This is a genomic window from Pectobacterium brasiliense (assembly GCF_013449685.1).
In the GTDB taxonomy this organism is placed as follows: domain Bacteria; phylum Pseudomonadota; class Gammaproteobacteria; order Enterobacterales; family Enterobacteriaceae; genus Pectobacterium; species Pectobacterium brasiliense_A.
The window spans coordinates 195,317-217,780 of sequence record NZ_JACDSF010000017.1; the positions used below are offsets into that span (position 1 = coordinate 195,317).

Annotated in this window: 19 protein-coding genes; 4 read left to right on the forward strand and 15 right to left on the reverse strand. The window is 52.8% G+C overall.

Annotated features, from left to right (window positions below):
• Positions 1-49 precede the first annotated feature (49 nt).
• From H0248_RS08670 to iolG, 5 genes are all read right to left on the reverse strand, one after another.
• Entirely contained in the window at positions 50-1,183 is a 1,134-nt protein-coding gene (locus H0248_RS08670) for a Gfo/Idh/MocA family protein (RefSeq protein ID WP_039287661.1), read from the reverse strand.
• Between the two features lie 29 nt (positions 1,184-1,212).
• Entirely contained in the window at positions 1,213-2,244 is a 1,032-nt protein-coding gene (locus tag H0248_RS08675; RefSeq protein ID WP_010281439.1) for an ABC transporter permease, read from the reverse strand.
• Positions 2,245-2,256: 12 nt separating this feature from the next.
• On the reverse strand, positions 2,257-3,804 hold the full coding sequence (locus H0248_RS08680; RefSeq protein WP_180785598.1) for a sugar ABC transporter ATP-binding protein: 1,548 nt from the start codon (positions 3,802-3,804) through the stop codon (positions 2,257-2,259).
• 72 nt (positions 3,805-3,876) lie between these two features.
• The gene (locus tag H0248_RS08685; RefSeq protein ID WP_010308444.1) at positions 3,877-4,815 is read right to left on the reverse strand and encodes a substrate-binding domain-containing protein; all 939 of its coding nucleotides are present in this window, start codon (positions 4,813-4,815) and stop codon (positions 3,877-3,879) included.
• An 80-nt stretch (positions 4,816-4,895) separates the two neighbouring features.
• Positions 4,896-5,882 (reverse strand): inositol 2-dehydrogenase, encoded by a 987-nt coding sequence (iolG, locus tag H0248_RS08690; RefSeq protein ID WP_180785600.1) that lies wholly within the window; start codon positions 5,880-5,882, stop codon positions 4,896-4,898.
• A gap of 549 nt (positions 5,883-6,431) precedes the next feature.
• Between iolG and H0248_RS08695 the strand changes: the two genes are divergently transcribed.
• On the forward strand, positions 6,432-7,136 hold the full coding sequence (locus tag H0248_RS08695; protein WP_180785602.1) for a zeta toxin family protein: 705 nt from the start codon (positions 6,432-6,434) through the stop codon (positions 7,134-7,136).
• 26 nt (positions 7,137-7,162) lie between these two features.
• Positions 7,163-7,738, forward strand: a complete 576-nt coding sequence (locus H0248_RS08700; RefSeq protein ID WP_180785604.1) for a hypothetical protein — start codon at positions 7,163-7,165, stop codon at positions 7,736-7,738.
• A 75-nt stretch (positions 7,739-7,813) separates the two neighbouring features.
• Here the strand turns inward: H0248_RS08700 and iolD are convergent, their stop codons facing one another.
• Together iolD and H0248_RS08710 are read right to left on the reverse strand one after the other, a co-directional pair.
• A complete protein-coding gene (gene iolD / locus H0248_RS08705; protein ID WP_180785605.1) occupies positions 7,814-9,745 on the reverse strand; it encodes a 3D-(3,5/4)-trihydroxycyclohexane-1,2-dione acylhydrolase (decyclizing) in 1,932 nt (643 codons plus the stop codon).
• Positions 9,746-10,150: 405 nt separating this feature from the next.
• On the reverse strand, positions 10,151-11,662 hold the full coding sequence (locus tag H0248_RS08710) for a CoA-acylating methylmalonate-semialdehyde dehydrogenase (protein WP_180785607.1): 1,512 nt from the start codon (positions 11,660-11,662) through the stop codon (positions 10,151-10,153).
• A gap of 327 nt (positions 11,663-11,989) precedes the next feature.
• Between H0248_RS08710 and H0248_RS08715 the strand changes: the two genes are divergently transcribed.
• Complete coding sequence (locus tag H0248_RS08715; protein WP_180785610.1) at positions 11,990-12,847, forward strand: MurR/RpiR family transcriptional regulator; 858 nt, start codon at positions 11,990-11,992, stop codon at positions 12,845-12,847.
• A 48-nt stretch (positions 12,848-12,895) separates the two neighbouring features.
• Entirely contained in the window at positions 12,896-13,183 is a 288-nt protein-coding gene (locus tag H0248_RS08720) for a putative quinol monooxygenase (protein ID WP_039517175.1), read from the forward strand.
• 72 nt (positions 13,184-13,255) lie between these two features.
• Here the strand turns inward: H0248_RS08720 and adrA are convergent, their stop codons facing one another.
• The 8 genes from adrA to H0248_RS08760 form a co-directional block, all read right to left on the reverse strand.
• Positions 13,256-14,317 (reverse strand): diguanylate cyclase AdrA, encoded by a 1,062-nt coding sequence (adrA, locus tag H0248_RS08725; protein WP_180785612.1) that lies wholly within the window; start codon positions 14,315-14,317, stop codon positions 13,256-13,258.
• A 218-nt stretch (positions 14,318-14,535) separates the two neighbouring features.
• Entirely contained in the window at positions 14,536-15,372 is an 837-nt protein-coding gene (licT, locus tag H0248_RS08730) for a BglG family transcription antiterminator LicT (protein WP_180785614.1), read from the reverse strand.
• Positions 15,373-15,462: 90 nt separating this feature from the next.
• Positions 15,463-16,890 (reverse strand): glycoside hydrolase family 1 protein, encoded by a 1,428-nt coding sequence (locus tag H0248_RS08735; protein ID WP_180785616.1) that lies wholly within the window; start codon positions 16,888-16,890, stop codon positions 15,463-15,465.
• Positions 16,891-17,467: 577 nt separating this feature from the next.
• On the reverse strand, positions 17,468-18,025 hold the full coding sequence (locus H0248_RS08740) for a chorismate mutase (RefSeq protein WP_180785618.1): 558 nt from the start codon (positions 18,023-18,025) through the stop codon (positions 17,468-17,470).
• A gap of 391 nt (positions 18,026-18,416) precedes the next feature.
• Complete coding sequence (locus H0248_RS08745; RefSeq protein WP_180785620.1) at positions 18,417-20,558, reverse strand: YjbH domain-containing protein; 2,142 nt, start codon at positions 20,556-20,558, stop codon at positions 18,417-18,419.
• Complete coding sequence (locus H0248_RS08750; protein ID WP_180785622.1) at positions 20,555-21,337, reverse strand: capsule biosynthesis GfcC family protein; 783 nt, start codon at positions 21,335-21,337, stop codon at positions 20,555-20,557. The genes H0248_RS08745 and H0248_RS08750 overlap by 4 nt, the downstream gene beginning before the upstream one ends.
• A 9-nt stretch (positions 21,338-21,346) precedes the next feature.
• The gene (locus tag H0248_RS08755; protein WP_180785624.1) at positions 21,347-22,024 is read right to left on the reverse strand and encodes a YjbF family lipoprotein; all 678 of its coding nucleotides are present in this window, start codon (positions 22,022-22,024) and stop codon (positions 21,347-21,349) included.
• Between the two features lie 74 nt (positions 22,025-22,098).
• Entirely contained in the window at positions 22,099-22,389 is a 291-nt protein-coding gene (locus H0248_RS08760) for a hypothetical protein (RefSeq protein ID WP_180785626.1), read from the reverse strand.
• Between the last annotated feature and the right edge of the window lie 75 nt (positions 22,390-22,464).

Genomic DNA, 22,464 nt, shown 5'->3' on the forward strand with positions numbered 1-22,464 from the left:
ATCCTGTAAAAAATCCTGTAAAAAAGAAGAAATCACGTCAGCTGGCGTATTAGCCCACCTCATCCACATTCACCCAGCGCGCCGTTTCGTGTGACTGCACGATCGCATCCAGAACTCGCGAGACTTTCCAGCCCTCTTCGAAATCCGGCCACATCGGGACGTCAGCCGCAATACCGTCGATCAGATCGCGCACCTCCACCGTTTTCTGATCGTTAAATCCAATACCGTGTCCGGCGCTGGCGCAAAAAGCCGCATAGTCAGGATGCTGCGGCCCAGTCAGCAGCGTTTTAAATCCCTGCCGGTTCTCCGGTTCGTCATGCCGATAAAGCTTCAGCTCCGCCATGCGTTCCTGCGTGTAACTCAGCGTGCCTTTTGTACCGGTCACGACATAGGTCAGGCCCATTTTGCGGCCGCAGGCGATGCGCGACGTTTCAATCACACCGCGAGCGCCGCTGGCGAACCGCACCATTGCATGCGCCTGATCTTCATTCTCCACCTGTACTAATTCGCTGCTGCCCGGTGCCGTCGGACGCTGCGCAATCACCGTTTGCAGGTCACCGCAGACGCTGGCGATATCCCCCACCAGATACTGCGCCATGTTGACGATATGCGCCGCCAGATCCCCCAGCGCGCCCAGCCCAGCCGTTTCTTTGAAACAGTGCCAGTCGGCCGGTTTGTTCGGGTCGGCCAGATAATCTTCGTTATGCGTGCCGTAAAAATGCACCACGTCACCAATCTCGCCGCTGGCGATAATCTCTTTGGCCAACTGTGAGGTCGGGTTCTTCATGTAGTTGAAGCCCACCAGCGTTTTCACGCCAGCCTGCTGCGCGGCGTCGACCATTTCTCGGGCATCACGCGCGTTCAGCGCCAGCGGTTTTTCCGAATAAACGTGCTTGCCGTGCTGGATAGCCGCCATCGCCATCGTCTTATGCAGAAAGTTCGGCGCACAGATATCCACCACGTCAATGTCTGGATCCGCCACAAGCGCACGCCAGTCCCCTGTGGAGCGCAGGAAGCCAAACTCCTGCGCCCGTCGGGCTGCCAGCTCCGGCGAGACTTCTGCCAGCATCGCCTTCACCAGATTACCTTTCAGCGGGAAGACCGTCGGTGCCTGTGCGTAGGCGATGGCATGCGCACGACCGATATAGCCAGTGCCGATTAACCCAATGCGTACATCCTTCATATCCACCTCGGTGCGAAAAAAGAGTCGGTTCAGATAGCGCCACGACGGCTCTTGGCATAGGTGTCGAACGCCACGGCCAGCACGATAATTAACCCAGTGATAATCTGCTGGTAGTAAGCCGAGACGTTCATCAACACCAGTCCGTTAATCAGAATCCCCATGATGATCGAGCCGATAATGGTACCGCTGATCCGGCCGTAGCCGCCCATCAGCGAGGTACCGCCGATAACCACCGAGGCGATGACGCGCAGCTCGAAGGTGATCCCCGCAACTGCTTCTGCGCTACCGAGACGGGCGCTGAGAATGAAGCCCGCCAGTCCGGCCAGACAGCCAATCACGACGTAAACGCTGACCAGCACACGCTGCACGTTCACCCCAGCTAGCCGCGCGGCTTCGGTGTTGCCGCCGATGGCGTACACAAAGCGGCCCCAGCGGGTTTTATGCAGCGCCAGATAACCCAGCAAAGCGACCAGTGCGAAGATCCAGATCGGCACCGAAATACCCAAGATCTCGCCTCGCCCCCACCAGCGATAGCCGGGGTCAAAACCGGCAATCGGCGCACCGTCGTTCATCACCAGCGTTAATCCACGCCAGATCGTCATCCCGCCCAGTGTGACGATGAACGGCGGCAGACGCAGTTTGGTGACACCCAAACCATGCAGGAAGCCAATGAAGGTGCCCATCGCCAGGCAGACGCCCAAGGCGACCAGCCAGCTCAAACCGTACCAGGCATCCGGATCGACAGTGGTGAAGTTGTCGCCTTTAATGACCGAGGCGGCGGTGATGGCACACACCGCCAGAATCGAGCCGACGGACAGGTCGATCCCCGCAGTCAGAATAACGAACGTCATCCCCACAGCCATGATGCCGTAGATGGAGACTTCGGTCAGGATGTTGGTGATGTTGCGCTCGGACAGAAAATTGCTGTTCTGCGACTGAAAGAAGATCAGCAGCAGAATCATGAAAATAAACACGCCAAAGCGTTCGAAAAAGGCAATCGGATCAAAACGTCCACGCGGGTTGGACGGCGTAATGCTCTTAGAAAGCGGCTGCTGGGACATGCGTCACCTCCGTTATGCTGCGTGTAATGCGTCGTGGCAAATGGCCATCATCGTCATCAGTTTTTCTTCTGTGGCGTCATCGCCATGAATTTCCCCGCTAATCCGCCCTTCGCTGAGCGTGATAATGCGGTCGGAAATCGCCATGATTTCCGGCAGGTCGGAGGAAATCACAATCACGGCGACGCCCCGTTTCGCCATATCGAACAGCACCTGATGCACCTCGGACTTGGTGCCGACATCGATGCCGCGCGTGGGCTCATCCACAATCAATACCTTGGGATTCAGTGCCATACAGCGGGCAAGAATCACTTTTTGCTGGTTACCGCCCGACAGCTTGCGCACCTCCTGCTCGCTGTTCACCATCTTGATGTGCAGCGCCTGACGGTAGGCGTCAATCAGGTCGTCCTCCTTACGGGTGTCGACAAACCAGCGCCAGCGCATCAGCGACGAGAGGTTGGAAAGCGAGATATTTTCCCTGATTGACAACCCCAGCACTGCGCCCTCTTTCTTGCGGTCTTCCGGCACCAGCGCGATGCCTTGCGACAGCGCATGCAGCGGCGTGGAGGGATAATAGGGTTCGTCATCCAGCACAAATTCACCGGTAGAGAACGCGTCGGCACCAAACAGGCAGCGTGCGATTTCCGTACGCCCCGCACCTACCAGCCCGGCAATACCGAGCACTTCGCCCGCATGCACCTGGAAGTTGATGTCCTTCAGCGCGATGCCGTGCGCATCCAGCGGCGGTTTTTCGCGGCTTAAGCCCTTCACCGCCAGCCGTACCGGCTTATCCTGATGATGCGTTTCCGAAGGCGGACGGCGGTTAAATACCACGTCACGGCCGACCATCAGGCGAATAATCCCCTGCACATTCGTGCTGGCGACGTCGCCGGAACCGGTGTAGCGGCCATCCTGAAATACGGTAAACCGATCGCACAGTTGGAAGACTTCGTGTAACCGGTGCGTGACATACACCACACTCACACCACGCCCTTTCAGCTCGCGCACCACACGGTGCAAGCTGTCAACTTCACTGTCGCTCAGCGCCGCCGACGGCTCATCCATCACAATCAGCTTGGCGTTCAGCGTCAGTGCTCTGGCAATCTCCACCATCTGCTGCTGTGCCACGCTCAAACGCGCCACCTGCGTCGTCGGCGCAATGTTCAATTTCAGATAATCCAGTACCGCTTTCGCCTCGCGGTTCACCGCCAGCGCGTCCACAAATACACCGCTGCTTTGCGGCTCACGTCCCAGGAACATGTTCTCCGCCACGCTCATATTGGGCAGCAGATTAAACTCCTGATAAATGGTGATAATCCCCCGCTTTTGGCGCTCAACGGGCGACTCGAGCGGTAACAGCGTCTCGCCACCAAACCAGATATCACCACTGGTCTGCGGCTGCGCCCCAGCCAGCGCCTTCAACAGCGTCGATTTACCCGCGCCGTTTTCTCCCAATAGCGCATGAATCTCTCCCAGTTGTACGGTCAACTGCGCGTTGCTCAACGCCCAAACGCCGGAGAAGCTCTTTGCCAAATTGGTAATGTTCAGTAGGGGTTCCGTCATGGTTACCTTCCTCCCGCAAGGCCGCGCGGACGCGGCCTGCTGAATACCTTTATTGATTACGTAGAAAACGACTTATTTACCCGCTTCGCCAATACGTTCAGCATCGTTCAGGTTATCTTTGGTGATCATGGTCGGTTGGTAGTCTGCCCCGGTGATAGGCGCTTTACTGCGGATGTTGTTGGTCAACTGCGTCAACGCAGTGGTCACCGCGTAGCCCGGACGTTGATCGGCAGTCACGGCTAGCCAGCCGTCACGTACGCGAGCCAGTGCTTCTGGCACGGCATCAAAGCCCGTCACCATCACATCGCCGGGTTTCAGGCCTTGCCCTTGTAGCGCTTCAATCGCGCCGAGCGCCATGTCGTCATTCGCAGAGAGGATCACCTGCGGGCGTTTAGGCAGCGAAGGAAAAACGCTTTCCACAATGCGCATCCCTTCGGAACGCATCCAGTTCCCCGTCTGGTCCGCGACGATGTGGTATTTACTGCCACCCGCTTTCAGGCTGTCACGAATCCCCTGGGTACGCTCGATGTTAGAAGACGAACCCGGCTGACCAGTTAGCAGAATGATCTCTGCGCCATCTGGGAATTTGGTTTTGACATAGTCGGCAATCGCCTGACCGCCTTTATAGTTATTGGCACCAAAGTGTGGCACCGCTTTTTCCGTTTTTACCGAACGATCCAGTGTCACCACGGGCAGCTTGGCATCCTGAATGTCGGTCACAGCGCTGGACACGGCGTTAACATCATTCGGCGATACAACAAAGCCCTGCGCGCCACGCGTAATCGCATTTTCCAAGTCGGCGGCCTGCTTCGGTGAGCTACCCTGTCCATCCAGCACCTGCAAATTCACGCCAAGTTCTTTGGCGGCTTTAACAGCGGTGCGCTGCATATGTACTTCAAACGGCATAGCGAGATTCGGGGTACTGAAAACGATTTGTTCATTTTGGGCCTGAGCAAAACCAGACAGACCCAGTGCGATGGCGATTGCGGAAACGCTGATGATCTTTTTCATATGTCTTTTCTCTGCTTCTGTTATGAGTATGGGTGTAGGGTTGAAAGCAGGTAAAACGCGATGTGCCGATGCCGATACGGTTACACGGCGACCTCCTTGCCTTGAGCCAGTGATTCAAAGGCTTTATCCGCCAGATTCAGTGCGCGCTCACCGTCCAGCCCGGAGCATTCGGGCTGCGTGCGGCCATTCAGCACGTCGACAAAGTGCTGCCACTCTGCCGCGTAGGCGGCGTGATAGCGTTGCAGGAAGAAGTATTCGGGTTTCGCCGCCAGACAGCCGTCGTCGGTCCACTGCTCGACCACGTTTTCGCGGATGTTGCCCGCACTGAGTACGCCTTTCGCGCCATGCAATTCGAGGCGCTGATCGTAGCCGTAGCCGGAGCGGCGGCTGTTGACGATGGTCGCCATCGCGCCAGAGGCGAATTTCAGCACGATGAATGCGGTATCAATGTCGCCCGCTTCACCAATCGCCGGATCGACCAAGTTGCTGCCTTGCGCAAAGACCGACACGGGTTCTTCGCCCATAATGAAACGCGCCATATCGAAATCATGGATCGTCATGTCGCGGAACATCCCGCCAGAAACGCGGACGTACTCAGCAGGCGGCGGCGACGGATCGCGAGAGATAATCAGGAGAGATTCCGGCTTGCCGATGCGGCCTTCACCAGCCAGCGTTTTGACGCGACGGAATTGCGGGTCGTAGCGGCGGTTGAAACCGACAAACAACGGCACGTTCTGCTCTTTGACAACTGTCAGGCAATCGCGAACGCGAGCAATATCCAGATGCACCGGTTTTTCACAGAAAATGGCTTTGCCATGTTTGGCAGCCAGCTCAATCAGGTCGGCGTGCGTGTCGGTCGCGGAGGCAATCAGAACAGCGTGTACCTCCGGATCGTTCATGATCTCATCCACGGTTTGCACTTTGGTGTGGTAGCGTTCAGCCAGCGCCGTGGCATTGGTTGGGTTAGGATCGACCACCGCGTACAGATTGGTTTCTTTGTGTGCCGCGATGTTCACTGCATGGACCTGGCCGATGCGGCCTGCGCCCAGTAAAGCGATGTTAAACATAGGTGCTCCCTTGCTGCCTGAGTGGCGTTTAATGCCAGACTGAAAAAGTGACGGATAACGGCTAGTCGCATTCTCCCCAGCCCCATCATCACCCGCTCTTTACCGCGAATCCTGATAGGTAAAATAAAACATTTATTTCAGTTTTGTATAAATTGAAAATTATGTTTTTGCGTGTCAGTTAACATTTTCATGACATCTTCGCTGTTTTCTGCAACCTCAATCACACATCGAATGAGTATGTCTGTGGCGGTATACATGACTATCAAGGGATCGGTCAGGCGCTGGCGCTCAGCGAGAAGGAAAATGAAACCGTGGTTTGAAAATGAAATGGATGTTTCAGATTGGTTCAGGAGTATAGGGAAGGATTAGGCAACACTACAGATTGCAAACTTCATCTGCACAGGCTGTCTCTTCATCACATTTTATGCAGATTCAGAGACCGTTTTCCTCCATAAACGTAAGAGTAATAACAGAATAAGAGTGATATTCTCTGATAGTGAATTCTGCTTTTGGATAATTAATAAAAAATGGTATTTAAGGAGATAGTGCATGGAAGGTGAGTTACTAACCCCGCTATCACGCAAGGTTGGGAAAGCGGTTAAGGAGGTTCTTTATGAACATCTCACTACAGGGAAGACACCTACCGAGAGTAAAGCGGTTCTTTTCATGGCAGGCTCCCCAGCAGCAGGAAAAACGGAACTTCTCAATCGCCTCATTGAACAGCATAAGTTAAGCAATTTTGTACGTATTGATGCTGATGACTTCAGATGGTGGTTTCCTTACTACAACGAAGAGAATTCGGTGTATTTCCAGAAAGCAGCATCAGAAATGGTTGACTATATCTACAAACGAGCGCTGTCTGATGGATATCAGATAATTATGGACTCTACTTTCTCAAGCCTTAGCATCGCTGAAAGCAACTTTGACAGAGCGCTAAACGCTAACTACAGCATCATGCTCAATTATGTCTATTTTGCCCCAGAAAAAGCTTGGAGCTATGCGAAAGAACGAAAGCGCACCGTGCCGCTTGAGATTTTGAAACGGAATTTCATCAAAAGCCGTGAAGTAATTGTGAACATGCTGAAAACTTACGATGGCAAGTTCACCCTCAATATTTACCACCGTTATGAATCCCCACCATCTTCTGGCAATTTCAGCGTTGAGACAAAGTATAACGTGACTCAATCAACCTGGGCAGCCTCTCATCCTTGTTCATACAACAGCATTGATGATTTAGCCCATATTGGCGTATAATAAATAACCATATTTAAGGAGTTATTATGTCATTCGAAAGAAACGCCGCAAGCGCTGAACGCTCACTGATGGATATTTTCGGTCCTGACGCAAGCGATGACGCGAAAGCAATCACTGAGAGAGCAGCGCAGCTTTCCATGAGTGATATGGCTAACATTCTGAATGCTAAAACATCTTCGAAAAATGTTCTCGCTGTTGATATCAATAATCATTTCCATGATGTTCAGTGGAAAGCGCAAATTTCCAGGACACATCAGATAGCGGAAGCATGGGAACATCCAGTGGGTATAGTTCTGCAGCAAAGCGCTCATACTGCCATGTCCTTTTTGCAGATAACAGAAGCGCTGGAGCAGCTTTCCGTTCCACATAAACCTTTAGATGACTACTGCGCTTTTTTATCCAAACAGTATGATAAGTTGCTGGATGGTCGCGTCGATCTAGATAGCGTGACTATTTCTCTGAAATACGAAAACCCTGTGACGGGGAAAATGGCCACAGAAACCTATGCTTCAAAAAATAGTAAACGGATAGAGTTAACACATTCCCGGAAACAACCCAATGTATATGGCAAGCGAAGCCGGAAACCATTCGTAAAATCATAATCATATTGCCCCTGATCCGAACAGGGGCTGTTATAGATAATGATACCAAAAACTGTTTTAGCCCAATATCCGACCTTAATATTGCCGTGCGCGGGAAAGCGCAGCTTTCACGTTATTGGCCGCAGACTCAATCTCTGGGTTATCAGCAACCTGCGCCGTGCCAGTGCGCCACCAGGATTCGTACCCGTGCGTCATGGTCTTCGGCAGTACCTTGATGTCGAGCAGCACCGGCCCCGCATGCTGGCGTGATTCAACCAGAGCCTGCCTGAGCGAGGCTTCATCGTGCACCCGCCACGCTTTGCAGCCGTAGCTTTCCGCGTTCTTGGCAAAATCCACCGGAATAAGCGCACCGCGCAGTTGCCCCGATTCCGCATCGCGATAGCGGTTTTCCGTACAGAAGCTACCCATGCCCTGACTCATTTGCAGGTTGTTGATACAGCCAAAGCCCGCGTTATCAAATAGCAGCACGGTGATTTTGATGCCCTCTTGCACCGCCGTTTGCAATTCGGTGTGCAGCATCAAATAGGAACCGTCGCCGACCATCGCGTAGACGGGCTGTTGCGGTGCCGCAAGGCGTGCACCAATCGCTGCCGCAATTTCGTATCCCATGCACGAATAGCCGTATTCCAGATGATAGCTGTCCGGCGTTTTCACCTGCCACACGCGCTGTAGATCGCCCGGCAATGAGCCCGCCGCACCTACCACCACCGCGTTATCTTCCAGATCTTCATTCAGTATGCCCAGCACGCGCGTTTGCGTCAGATGGGTATTCAACATCTGGCGATATTCATCCAGTTTATCTTCCAGATCATCCACCACTTCCGGCACCAGTTCACCCTTATCCTGCACGGTAAACAACCGCTGTAGCTCGCGATCCCATTCCGCGCGAGCCTGTTCAACGGCCTGCTGCCAGCCGCTACGATAGGACGCCGCCGCCAGCCGTTCGGCTAGCGCCTCCAACCCGACACGCGCATCGGCGATGAGTGGCAGCGCATCCAGTTTTAACGCATCGAACTCGGCAACGTTGAGCAGTAAAAATTCGACGTTCGGGTTCTGAAACAGCGATTTTGAGCCGGTAGTAAAATCGGTTAAACGCGTTCCGACGCCGATAATCAGATCCGCTTCGTGTGCCAGCCGATTCGCCGCCAGTCCCCCCGTCACGCCAATACCGCCACAGTTCAGCGGGTGTGAGGAAACGATCGCGCCTTTACCCGCCTGCGTTTCACCAAACGGAATCGCAAACTGCTCGGCAAACTGCGCCAGCGCATCATGCGCACCGGAATAACGCACGCCGCCACCGCAAATCAGCATCGGACGGCGCTTGCTCGCAATCAGCGCCGCCGCTTCCTCCAGCCGCGCCACATCTGGCGGACGGCGTTCAAGGTGATGGACACGCTTGCGGAAAAACGAGGCCGGATAATCCCAGACTTCCGCCTGCACATCCTGCGGTAAACACAGCGTTACTGCGCCAGTATCTGCCGGATCGGTCAACACACGCATGGCATTAATCAGCGCACTCATCAGTTGTTCAGGACGATTAATGCGATCCCAGTAGCGGGAAACGGGTTTGAAGCAGTCATTGGTGCTAATCGACAGATCGTGATATTGCTCGACCTGCTGCAGAACCGGATCCGGCTGGCGGCAGGCGAAGAGATCGCCGGGCAACAGCAGCACCGGAATGCGGTTGGCGGTGGCGGTCGCCGCAGCAGTGACCATATTTGCCGCCCCCGGCCCCACCGACGAGGTCACCGCATAGATTTTCCGCCGCTTGTGCTGTTTGGCGAACCCGACGGCGATGTGTGCCATTCCCTGTTCGTTGCACCCCTGATGTACGGTGAGACGGTTCGCCTCCTGCTCCAGCGCCTGGCCGATGCCCAGCACATTGCCGTGACCAAAAATGGTCATAACGCCCTGCACAAAGGGGGATTCTTCACCATCTACGCTGAGGTATTGCTGGTTGAGAAACCTGACCAGCGCCTGCGCCATGGTGATGCGACACGTATCCATTGATCTACTCCTACCTATTTTATCCAGACGGCTAGCCACCGTGCTGGCCATAGAAACGATTTCTATGTCAGTCGGCATAAAGTTTCGTGCGTATTGCGCAAATCACTTCTTTTCCACACTGCTGCACACGCCCGACATGGGGCAGCTCAATCGCCGCTGCCCCATGACCCCAGGCTTCTCCACGGGAAATTGCGTCGCTACGCGAGACCTTCGGCGTTCGTTCCCGTAGCCGGGTCACCAGTGACGCGCTCCAGACGCGGCACTGGCTTTCGCGACATCCTTGTCGCTCACCCGACGGTCACGCCACCTCAGCGCAATTTTTTACGTGAAAGAAAAAACAATAAAAATCTGCACTGCTATTTATCGTAATGAACCAGCCGAAGTTTTAGTTCTTTCATAACATCTTCACTCTAGCGTGGGCATGACGAAGCTGCTGGTGTGGTGTTCCAGACGGACGCTGGCGGGCCAGCGGCTGGTGACGGTTTTCATGCGGGTGTAGAAGCGCACACCGTCATTGCCGTGGACATTCAGCGGCCCAAAAATGGAGCGCTTCCAGCCGCCGAAGCTGTGGAACGCCATCGGTACCGGAATCGGTACGTTCACGCCGACCATACCGGCCTGTACCTCTTCGCAGAACTGACGCGCCGTTTCACCATCGCGGGTAAAAATAGCGGTGCCGTTGCCATATTCATGGTTGTTAATCAGCGTCACGGCCGTCTGGTAATCCGGCACGCGTACTACGGACAGCACCGGGCCAAAAATTTCTTCCTGATAGATCTTCATCTCTGGCGTGACGTTGTCGAACAGCGTCGGCCCGATGAAGTAGCCTTGCGGGTGCCCTTGAACAGACAGCGTGCGACCATCGATACGCAGCATCGCGCCCTGATCGACACCACTTTGAATATAGTCGGCAATCTTCGCCCGGTGCGGTGCGCTGATCACTGGCCCCATTTCATTTTCCTGCCCGTCCACCAGACCTGGCCCGACGCGCATTGCTTTAATCTGTGCGCTCAGACGCTGATGCAGCGCTTCCGCCGTGTCATCACCAACGGCGACCACCACCGACAACGCCATGCAACGCTCGCCCGCCGCACCAAACGCTGCACCCATAATCGCGCTGGCGGCCATGTCCATGTCGGCATCCGGCATCAGGATACAGTGGTTTTTCGCCCCACCCAGCGCCTGACAGCGTTTACCGTGCGCCGACGCCGTCTGATAAATGTATTCCGCCACCGGCGTCGATCCCACAAAACTCACCGCCTGCACGCGCGGATCGGTCAGCAGGACGTCCACCGCTTCTTTGTCGCCCTGAACGACGTTAAACACACCGTCCGGCAGACCCGCTTCTTTCAGCAGTTGTGCTAACAGCAGCGAGAGCGACGGATCTTTCTCCGACGGCTTAAGCACAAAGGTATTGCCGGTTGCCAGCGCAATCGGGAACATCCACATTGGCACCATCGCTGGGAAGTTGAACGGCGTAATCCCGACGCACACGCCGAGCGGCTGCATGAGTGAATGGCTATCCACTCCGGTACCGACATTCGCCGAGTGTTCGCCTTTTTGCAAATGGGGAATACCGCAGGCAAATTCAACGACTTCCAAGCCGCGTGTCACCTCCCCCACGGCATCGGAATAGACCTTGCCATGTTCCTGTGAAATCAGCCGAGCCAGCGTATCCATGCGTTCTTCCAGCAACGCTTTGAAGCGAAACAGTACGCGTGCACGGCGCAGCGGAGAATGTTTTGACCACGCAGGGAATGCCGCCGCCGCGCTGGCAATAGCCTGCTCGACTTCCGCCTTATCAGACATCACAACCTGGCGAATCTGCTCGCCCGTTGCAGGGTTGTAAACTGCGGCGTAGCGCTGGCTGGTGCTGGAGGCAATCGCCCCCTGAATGAAGTTAGATACGGTTTCCATGTTTACACCTTTGTGGTTTTTGAGGAGACAAACGGCTGCTATCGGATTACAGTATATGAAATAAACATTCCATTTAACGTAAAAATAAAATAAATGTTGATTATTGTGATCCGCTGCGAATTTTTATGTAAACTTGGAGATAGCTGTCCATAAAGGCAGGCGAGCAGCCTCTGAAAATAGTCTTATCGATAAAAGGTGTGCCGCCGGAAATGTCGTACAGATAAAACAGCCGTATCCAGAAATGAATTTTCTGTTCCGTTTCAGGCGCCAGTCATGCAATCGCCCTAATGGGATAGGTTCTTATACGTCTTTGGGAGATAACCCGATATGCCCATGGCAACCAGCCTGAAAGAATTACAGGAACAGATCCGCGAGCGTTATGATTCACTCAGCAAACGATTACAGCAGGTGGCGCACTATGTGTTGGATAATACCAACAGCATCGCTTTCGATACCGTCGCAGTAATCGCCGAACGCGCTGACGTTCCCCCTTCAACCCTGATTCGCTTCGCCAACGCCTTTGATTTCAGCGGTTTCAACGAAATGAAACAGCTATTCCGTATGAATCTGGTGGAAGAAACCGCCAGCTATACTGACCGAGCGCGGCTGTTTCGAGCGATGGAAGCGGATGCCGTGCCAGAAACGCCGCTGGATATTCTGCATGAATTTGCCCGCTCAAACGCGCAGGCGATGCAGCAACTCGCGGCACGTACCCCGCAAGAGGATCTGCAAAAAGCCGTCGATTTGCTGGCTCAGGCGGAAACGATTTATATCGTCGGGCTGCGGCGCTCGTTCAGCGTCGCCACTTACCTGACCTATGCGCTTAGTCATTTGGAAAGCAGCCCGATTCTGGTTAACGGGCTGGGAGGCATGTTTCGCGAACAGCTCAGCCGTGTCAGTTCACGCGATGTGGTGGTTTCCATCAGCTTCTCGCCCTACTCACAGGAAACCGTGATGGTCAGTGAGATGGCCGCGAAGGCCGGCGCGCGGCAAATCGTCATTACCGACAGCCAGATCAGCCCACTGGCAACGCTAAGTGACGTTTGCTTTGTGGTGAAGGAAGCGCAGGTTGATGCGTTCCGTTCACAGTCTGCCACGCTGTGTTTGGTGCAATCGCTGATGGTATCGCTAGCCTACCGACAGGGAAACGGCGCAGATCAGAGTGAAAAACAGCAGCGCGGCTAGCAGGAACCCGTTTAATCAGCAGGACAACCATGTAGGGAGAGCCATTTTATGCTTAAAGTGATCGCACAGGATTTTATTAAGCCTGAGTGCATTGAGGTAGTCATGCCGCTGTACCGCGAGTTAGTAGAGAAAACCCGACAGGAGCCGCTGTGCATCTCCTATGAGCTTTTTATCAATCAGAAAGATCCGGGGCATTTCACCTTTATCGAAACCTGGCCGGATAGAGCCGCGCTGGATATTCACTGCCAGACTGAGCACTTCCAGCGGCTGGTTCCGATGATCAATAGCCACCAGCGCGCTGAGTGCACCTTCCTGCTGATGGATGCGTTCGAATAATGCTGTGCCGTCCGCTGGCTATCGACCTGTCTGGAAAGTAACAACGGGATCTCCCACCGTTTCTTTGCGTATTCAGGCGATTTCGGTTCGGCGGCGACCTTTGTTTTTTGCCCGATAAAGTGCCATATCGGCAGCCTTTAACCAGTCAATATATTGGCCCATTTCCGGTGAAATCTCCGCAATGCCGACGCTGACAAATACCGCCAGCTGCGGGGTCTGGTTCAGGAACTTCAGCGACAAACTCTCCCGAATGCGGTTTACAGCATCTAACGCCTCTCCCGCACTGGTCTGCGGTAAAATAACGGCAAACTCATCTCCGCCGAATCGCCCAATGACATCCGTTTCCCGAAAGCCGGATGTCAGTTCACGCGCCAGCAGCAAGATCGCCTGATCGCCGACGTTATGCCCAAAGTTGTCGTTAAAGGCTTTAAAATGGTCGATATCAAACAGGACTAACGTCGCCGTACGCTTATAACGCTGGCAAATATCATACTCATGCTTCAGCAGACGTTCCCAGTGGTGACGGTTATAGAGGCTGGTCATGCCGTCATGAATACTGACTTCCATCAGCATACGTTTGTGTTCTGCCAGTTTCAGCGCGGTGGTATAGGTCACGTAGCCCAGAGAAATCGGGTAGATCAGCAACATCGGCAGACAGGCATAAATCTGTATGGGTGTGGTATCCAGCGAAACAGGCACGGCAAACAGCACAAGAGTTAGCGCGCAGCTCACACACAACAATGCGATACCCTGCACAAACAGCTTTATCCCACCGCCAGCCGTACAGTTCATCCCAACCATCGCGACAATCAGAGCACTGGGCAGAAGATTCACGCCCATAAATCCTATCCAGATGCCGCCAAATGCCACATCAAGCAATAAATTACGCTTCTCGCACCCCATAGGGTCGCTTGACCGCAAGGAAAACAGGTAAGCAATGTGAGGCCAGATGAAGGTATTAAGAAAGAGCAGTACCCACAATAGCGTAGGGACAGACTTGGTCATCAGGACCGAGGATATAAAAAGAGAGCAGAATATCGTACCGACAATCCGTGGAATATAGACTCGCTGGGAAAAGCGTAGCCCTGAGCGGCGTACATCTACCGTCAAAAACGTCGGCAGCGAGGCTGACATAAGGACCCCCATGCGGTTCACGAAAAAATAGCGAGAAAAAAGAACATTATGGCTGAAAGCCTGTCAGTAACAGTGAGCAATTTGTGCATTTATTTTGTTACATAACGAAACTAACAGGTGTCGTAAGGGGGGGGAGAGAGTAACACGGATGCTAACGGTAGCTGGTCTTACCCGTGATTTTCGTTCCGATTATTACCGTAGAGATCTTCATCATCTTGTTAAGCCGGAGAAGGCTGCAATCGGTTAATATGAATGGTTAAAAACATGATCTCATCGGTGGTGAGATGGCAGGCGTAATTTTTTTCCACATAGTCATACACCTTCATCGCACAGGCATAGGCCCGCGGCATCAATTCAGTAATCCCCTGATAGATAGAGTCATCACCGTGGTTCACCGTTTCTCGATTTAACAAACGCAGAGCAAAAAATTTCAGATGCGTCACCAAACGCTGATAATTGAGAGAGTGCTCGTCAAACGTGATGTGGAGATCGTATTTCAGAATGGTCAAAATATCTTTAATGATTCCCGCACTTTGCATCGTGCTCTGCATGTCGCTGTTATTTGTCGCATTCGCCAAATGCAACGCAATAAACCCGGCTTCATCCTCCGGCAAATCGATATCCAATTTCGCGCGAATCAGTTCCAGCGCCTCCAACCCAACGGCAAATTCGCTGCGATAAAACTGGCGAATATCCCACAGCATCAGGTTCTTGATCGTCTGCCCTTTCTTATGGCGTTGAAGTGCAAAGTTGATGTGATCGCTTAGAGCCAGAAACAACGTGTCCTGCACATTAAGTCGCAGCGTTTTTTGCGCCAGAGTAATGATCTGCTGCGTGACCGCCAGGCAGTCAGGTGGAATGTCCGCCAGCAGTTGTGACAACACATCCGCTATGCCGTCGCTTTTTTTCACGAACTGGCTTTCAATGCGCTGCGGGTCGATAGGGTCACCTACTTTCTTGCCAAAGCCGACGCCTTTGCCAATCGCCACAATTTCCCGTTGGTCATCTGCCAGCACCAGAACGGCGTTATTGCTCAGTATTTTTTCAATGATCATCGCATCAGCCGTCCTGTCTGACGGGAAGGCACGCTGGCCTTCCCTACCGTTTAGCGCCTCAACGTGATATCGACGAGGCGTCTTCTTTCATTACTTAGCTTCTGAGCTATCCAGCCCATTGTTTTTAATCACATCAGCATACCAGTATGCGCTTTTTTTACGGATACGCCGCAGATCCTTCAGATCGAACTCTTCACGGTTAACGTAAATAAAGCCATAGCGCTTCGAGCATCCCTGATGGGTGGAAATGAGATCCAACGCCGACCATGGCGTATAGCCGAAGACATCCACACCGTCGGTGATCGCAAGCTGGATTTGCTCAATGTGGCGTTGCAGATAGTCGATGCGATAATCATCGTGAATCTCACCGTTTTCATCCAGCGTATCAAACGCACCCAGCCCATTTTCCGTAATGATCAGCGGTAAATGGTAGCGATCGTGCAGCTCACGCAGCGTATTGCGGAAGCCTATCGGATCGATCTCCCAGCCAAAGGCATTTTTCTGCAACCACGGATTACTCGCCCCGCGATGTACGCCTTCTTCACCTGATTTCAGGTGCTGGTCGCCGCCGCGAGCCGTTTCATCCTGCCCATCATTTTTACTGGCTTCCACCGTTTGCGAGGTGTAGTAGTTAAAGGCGATGAAATCGGGCTTCGCCGATGCCAGAATATCCATATCGCCGGGCAGAATCTCCGGCGTATAACCTTTTTCTTCCATATAACGCCAGGCCGCGGTGTTGTAGCGCCCGTATACTGCCATATCCAGATACAGCCAGTTGCGGATCGCGTTATAGTTGAACGCCGCCATGACATCTTCCGGCTTTGGTGAGGCCGGATAAATCAACGCAATATTGGGTGCCGGACCAATTTTTGCGCCGGGCACTTTTGCATGCAGCGCATTCATCGCCTTTGCCTGCGCCACCAGCATGTTGTGGTTCTGCTGATAGAGATTCTGCTTCGGATTTTCCAGCGTAGGATCGAGCGTGCCCAATGCAGAACCGTGCAAAATCATCATGTTTTGTTCATTGATGGTCAGCCAGTACTTCACTTTGTCGCCGTATTCATCAAACAGCACGTTGGCAAAGCGCTCAAATGCATCTACCGTTTCCCGGTTATACCAACCGCCTTTTTCCTGTAACGCCTGCGGCAGATCGAAATGGTACATCGTAACAATCGGCACAATACCGTAATGCAGCAATTCATCGATAAGATTGTGGTAAAACGCAATGCCCGCGGGGTTTACCTCGCCGCTACCATCGGGAATGATGCGGCTCCAGGCGATGGAAAAACGGTAGGTTTTAAAGCCGATATCAGCAAACAGTGCGACATCTTCCTTGTAACGATGATAATGGTCGCTGGCGACTTTAAAATCCGTTGTGCCCTCAGGATAGGACGTTCTGGCATCGATCACCGACGGCCCTTTGCCGTCTTCATTCCATGCCCCTTCAACCTGATAAGCCGATGTCGCCGCGCCCCATAAAAACCCCTCAGGGAAATGTTTAAGATGACGGTATTTCACGGTTTTTCTCCTTTTCTCAACGAGACATCACTGATGTTATGGATAGCACGCGATCGGGGTGGATTCAGGCAAAAAAAAACCTGATACTAACATGTCTGAATAACATGCGTCGTATCAGGTTTCGCTCAGGCCTTCGCCCGATCACGTCCTTCTTATCGGGTTATATCTGCTAACCGCCGTAGACTCAAACCGAGGTCAGGTAATCTGTGATGAATATCACCGATAATCGCGTCGCCTGGGTGGAATTTTTCCGCTACACACGCTATCCCAGAAATACGCACTCACTACTCATGTCCATCGTCGTGGTCGTACACCTGTAATGATTGCGCCGTCCATGGTGACTTGCTTGCCCCGCAGTTAATCAACATCACGATGGCGCATTTTTCTCACCATAAATCGCCGTATTGATCGCGTCTAAAAACACGGCATCGGTATTCGGGCAAAATACACCGCGGTTTTGGCGGCTGGAGCCAACCAACCCGCAATTTCGATATCCATCTGCACTTCGATATCAATCGGGCTCACCGCGTTGTCACCCTCTGACGAGGCAAAGGCATTCCTGCCGCCTCCCACTCAGCTATTTGCCGTCTGGTTCAATTTGACTCAATGCCGCATAAATCTGGCGTTTGTCGTTCTGTGACAGATGCTCAACATGGATAGAAGAAAGAAATGTAGCCTCTTGCTGAGGCGCAAAACGCCCGCCATTCGCAAGATAACGTTTAATACTCATCAAGAGCTGGTCATCAATCGTGAGTAGCATGGGTCTGATGGTGTCGTTCAGCGAAAGCGGCGCCCAGTCGCTCTCCGGTGTCGCAAGCCAGTCCGCCATGTAGCGATACTGAATGGCTTTGCTGGCATTCATTAATGAAGTTACGAACAGCAGTGTACTCTGAGGGGATAAACCAACGGCAGCAGATTGCTCCCGCACCTTGCTCAAGATATGTTCCTCTTGTTTTAGATCCTCAACAGGCAGGTGTTGACGAGCCTTATACCCCGCAACATCTTTCATCAACATCATCCGCTCCTGAATCAGTTGATAGATACCAAGAGGATTATTCTGCGCTGTAGCATAGAGAGGAACACACCAAACAGCGCTCATCATTAATGAGATAACAGCGGAAATAGGCAAATTCATCGGGTTACATTCTCCTGTTAGCACCACCATGAAGGTCTATGGCGATGTTTTATTTCGCCATTGCGGCAGGAGATAATAGGTTTCGCCCTATGAATCTTCCATGACGAAACTATTTCAACCGTTACCCACAGGAAACATTTCTTCTTAAAAATCACCCAGCCCGTTGCGATACCCGCCATTAAGTTGCTAAATTACAAGCAAATTAAGAATTAAGCCCCAAAAGCGCAATCCTCACCATTCGATGATTAAGACACAAACAATAACCAAATGAAATAGTTCATTTTGGTTACCAAATAACGATATTGCTCTGTGAAGCAAGCGCACACAAAAAAAGCCCGTCATGGCGCTTGACCATGACGGGCTCGATTAAGCCTAAACGGATCGGGATCGATTAATGGTCGGTCACGCCATACAACGGATTACGACGCTGTAGCATCTGCCCACCGTCACGCGTCAGTGGTACCCAACCGACCGATCCACGTTTCACCGTCGGTTCAGTGAACAGCAAATCAAACGGTATGGAGACGTAGAAGCCTTTGGTGAAGCTGCCTTCACCGTATTCAGCGGCGCTGACGTTGGTTTTGGTCGCAAAGGCACCCGCAACAATCCCGCTGTCAAAGCGGCGAGACAGATCGAGGGTGACCCCTTTGTCCCCTGCCAGATAACGGCCCACGCTCACTTTCGCCACCGCACCTTCCACAAACGGCAGTTCCCAGTAAGCGGTCAGATGGCCTGTCACCACATCATAATCAGCCATTCTCATGATGTCGTTCCAGTCACGCTGCTTGACGTAGTTAACATCCATCCCCAGCGCCCAGCTTTTACCAAACGGACGATACAACACCTCAGACCCGACACCCGCATACATCATTTCCAGATAGCCGCCGTAGACCTGGGTATACCAGTCCTGTGCCGGATTATCCCTACGAGTCAATTGCAGATTGGTCAGCAGCAGATCCGAAGAGGTCACGTATTCACGCACCCAGGTTCTGACGCGTGGCAGCGCTGCGCCATCCGCCGGCGGTGTTTTATAGTTGAACTTGTCGTAGTTATCCAACAGGTTCAGCGTCGCCGTTCCCCCTACGCTCCAGTGATCGCTGATCCGATAATCAACGTTCCCCTTCAGCGCAATCTGGTACATATAGAAGGACTCAGCGCCACCGAAAGACTGCGTCAACGTCGGATCTAATGAGTACGTCAGACGATCGGGCTCTGCGAGCAGCATCTGCTGACCCCGCACGTCAGATACCGGCTCTTTACGATGCGTGTTCGGCTCCGGTTGACCCAGCGGAACAGCAGCCTGTTGAACCTGATGGAACGCTTTGGCATTCACTTCCGTGCTGGCAATCGGTAAGCGCTGGCTGCGCTGAACAATGTGGTATTCATCAATATTGCTCGGTACATGATTCGCCAATACCGTCGCAGCACGCTGTGTTGCCTGATCGCTATCACGATACTTGGTTTGATCGGCAACAATGGTGACCTGCTTTTGGTCCGCGTAAATATCGGCGTCCTTAAAGCCGGCCTTATCATTCAGCTCTTTCGAGACGAGCTGCCAGTTTGTCCCTTTGCCATCCTGCACTGGCGCATAGACAGGGGGTGTATCGTCTAAATAGTTCGGCTTCAGATCGTTGAAATTCGTGCGTAGGGTAAAGCCCCACATCAGGGTATTGCCGCGCTGCCACGACAGCGTGGTATCTAGCACATCGCCGACGCGATAGACTGCGCCGATATTGAAGGGGGAGTCATGTTTGAGCTGTTGTGACCGAGCAGTAGCTGAAGTACGCTCTGCACTGTAATCGTTACCGTCATATTCCAGTTTTAAGCGCAGAGGATCCCAGGGTGTCTGATACTCAACGCCACCAAACAGCGCAGCAGGGCCATGGAAGAAATTACCAACTTCAAATTCTCCTCCAGAACCTGAAAAGCCTTCACTGCGTTGACAGAAGCTGGCTTTAAATGAACAGGCTGGGTTTTTAATATTGCCGCTCTGGGCCATATTGCCCCACCCCATACCCAGCGTAAAATCAAATGCACCCATACGCTTACTTGCCACCAGATACTCGCTATCAAACAGGCCAGTTCCCGCAATGTCACGTAATCCTACAGAAACATCCGGCATCCAGTAGCTTTCCTGCCACAAACGGGCTTTGACATCGAATGACTTATCTTTATAGGTTTGGCTACCACTGAAAGACGGATCGTTGCTATAAGGGCGAGTACGGATGTCAGTATAACGCACCGTGGTTTCCAGCCAGTCAAAGAGCTGGAGGGAGATGGAGTAGCGTCGGTATTCTTCGTTATCACGGTAATTCAGGCTAAACTCGCCCGTTTCCGCCATACGCGCCGTAGGCATCTGTAATAGACCTGTGCCACCAAAATCAGACTGCGAGACTCCCGCAGGCTGAAAGCGCAGATTCGGGTTTGTCGCAGTACGAGGGCTTGCGGTTTCAGCCGCCATCGCCTGTGCACTCAAGATGCTGCCAATCGCCAACGACAGACAGCCTAGTTTAACGTTTCTATTCTTTGTCATTCGAGTGGCGTCCGGTTAGCGAGATAGTCAGCAAGCTGATCGTTAAGTGATGACATATCCTGAGGCAGCACTGAGGGATTAAAACCAATAAAGAGCGTTTCTCCCGCAGCGGGTTCAACGTGCTGACGATTCCACAGCGCCAGCGGCACTTTACGCCACTTGCCATTTCCCGCGATCAGATAACCATAACTGTTATCCGCCCCCGCAAGGAGCCGACGTCCAGAAAGATAATTTTCGACCGACCATCCGGCACGCAGCGCCACGTTCCCCGATGTCTCTAGTTCCCCCACGTCCGCGGAGGTATTGACCAGGCCAATCAGGGACAGCTTGTCATCATGAGGTGCCACATACAGTGCATATTCCCCCACCAGAGGGCGATTATTTTCTGCATATACGCGCACGCGGTCAGGATCCAGATCGGTATGGATACGCCCAGCGACATTAATCGGATTTATGGTCTTTCTTAGCAGCCAGGCAGAGATTGCCAGATCGCCATCGCCTGAATTACGCCAACGCGTTTCCAATTCCGCCAACTTTTGCAGTAAGACATCCCCTTGCGCGCGGACTTTCTGCGTCGTCGCAAAATCAGAAATAAATGCGGTTTGCCAGTTAATATTCTGTGGCCAGGGAACCTGTTCGTAAAATTTTTCAAGACGCGTACCGTCGTCGAGTTTAACGACAGCGACCGTCTCTTGAGGTGATTTCACCGTCAGTTGCGCAGACGTCGCAACGCCGGAAACCAGCAGCAACAAGGTAGCGATACGATTGAGTGCCAACATTGCAGCCCCTTATTGTGCGTAGGGTTTTAATACGGTGAATGTAACCAATGCCATACCCGGCCCCATATACTGCTGGCTTTGAACCACGCTTCCGTTAGTCGGATCAAGCCAGTAACTATTCGTGTAAGATTCATTCAAGGCGGGAACCGTCACCTGCTCATCAAAGCGCAGCAACTCACGCGAGGTATCCAGAATTTTTACGATTTCTTTGCCGCGAGCCTGAAAAACGGACCGCGTATCGTAACCCCCACGGAAGACCTGCGCCCATTCAACTCGACTTTGCCATGTCATTGGCGTCGATGTCTTCAACAGGCCTAACGTCAGGGGATCCTGTGGCAGGTTATCCACATAGGTAATGTCTTCGCCGAAGCCCTGCGTTTTCACCAAGCGGCCATGTTGGGTCGCGACGATATTTTTATCGGCCGCGATCCATTTCAGTTGGTTCTGTTCAGCAAAAGCGAGCACGACAAACGCTTGCGGTGCCTTACCCACTTTCAGATAGGCTGATGCATACGGTGTATTGGCAACCTGTTTGGCCGTCACATGGGTATCATCCTGCCCGAAAAATGCCAGTTTAAACGTTTTCCCCACCTGCTCCACATTTTGGGAGCAACCGGTTAATAAAATTGAGAAAAGGGGGATGGCAATCAGCGCTTTCATTTCTGCTATTCGTTTTATTCTTGTCATGCGATGAAATTCTCGTTGAACCGCGTAGCCCGGAAAAAAAAGGCCACCGAAGTGGCCTTAGAATTGAAACGGAATTAACTACGAGTACCAGTGACTGTCGTTGTTCCCGTAGCGCTGTTGTCGTCATTGCTGGCAACAGCAACAGCGACACCAACAGCAGCAGCGGCCGCAACACCGACTGCAATCAGTGCAGTGGTACCCGCAGCAACACCCGCACCCGCAGCACCCGCAGCACCCGCAGCAATGCCAGCAGAACTCGTAGTACCGACAGAACTTGCCGCGCCAGCGCCAACGCCACCAACAGCGGCAAACGCGTTTGACGACATAGCCAGTACCGCAACCAGCGTGATTAACGTTTTCTTCATTACGATTTCCTTTTAAACATGAAGTACTTCAGGGTGGAGTACCGCCGAAAAGACCATACTCCGTCCTTCATTCCA

Coding starts and splice junctions, on each gene's coding strand:
- H0248_RS08670 (WP_039287661.1), bottom strand. CDS start 1,183: ATGAAGGATGTACGCATTGGGTTAATCGGCACTGGCTATATCGGTCGT.
- H0248_RS08675 (WP_010281439.1), bottom strand. CDS start 2,244: ATGTCCCAGCAGCCGCTTTCTAAGAGCATTACGCCGTCCAACCCGCGT.
- H0248_RS08680 (WP_180785598.1), bottom strand. CDS start 3,804: ATGACGGAACCCCTACTGAACATTACCAATTTGGCAAAGAGCTTCTCC.
- H0248_RS08685 (WP_010308444.1), bottom strand. CDS start 4,815: ATGAAAAAGATCATCAGCGTTTCCGCAATCGCCATCGCACTGGGTCTG.
- iolG (WP_180785600.1), bottom strand. CDS start 5,882: ATGTTTAACATCGCTTTACTGGGCGCAGGCCGCATCGGCCAGGTCCAT.
- H0248_RS08695 (WP_180785602.1), top strand. CDS start 6,432: ATGGAAGGTGAGTTACTAACCCCGCTATCACGCAAGGTTGGGAAAGCG.
- H0248_RS08700 (WP_180785604.1), top strand. CDS start 7,163: ATGTCATTCGAAAGAAACGCCGCAAGCGCTGAACGCTCACTGATGGAT.
- iolD (WP_180785605.1), bottom strand. CDS start 9,745: ATGGATACGTGTCGCATCACCATGGCGCAGGCGCTGGTCAGGTTTCTC.
- H0248_RS08710 (WP_180785607.1), bottom strand. CDS start 11,662: ATGGAAACCGTATCTAACTTCATTCAGGGGGCGATTGCCTCCAGCACC.
- H0248_RS08715 (WP_180785610.1), top strand. CDS start 11,990: ATGCCCATGGCAACCAGCCTGAAAGAATTACAGGAACAGATCCGCGAG.
- H0248_RS08720 (WP_039517175.1), top strand. CDS start 12,896: ATGCTTAAAGTGATCGCACAGGATTTTATTAAGCCTGAGTGCATTGAG.
- adrA (WP_180785612.1), bottom strand. CDS start 14,317: ATGTCAGCCTCGCTGCCGACGTTTTTGACGGTAGATGTACGCCGCTCA.
- licT (WP_180785614.1), bottom strand. CDS start 15,372: ATGATCATTGAAAAAATACTGAGCAATAACGCCGTTCTGGTGCTGGCA.
- H0248_RS08740 (WP_180785618.1), bottom strand. CDS start 18,025: ATGAATTTGCCTATTTCCGCTGTTATCTCATTAATGATGAGCGCTGTT.
- H0248_RS08745 (WP_180785620.1), bottom strand. CDS start 20,558: ATGACAAAGAATAGAAACGTTAAACTAGGCTGTCTGTCGTTGGCGATT.
- H0248_RS08750 (WP_180785622.1), bottom strand. CDS start 21,337: ATGTTGGCACTCAATCGTATCGCTACCTTGTTGCTGCTGGTTTCCGGC.
- H0248_RS08755 (WP_180785624.1), bottom strand. CDS start 22,024: ATGACAAGAATAAAACGAATAGCAGAAATGAAAGCGCTGATTGCCATC.
- H0248_RS08760 (WP_180785626.1), bottom strand. CDS start 22,389: ATGAAGAAAACGTTAATCACGCTGGTTGCGGTACTGGCTATGTCGTCA.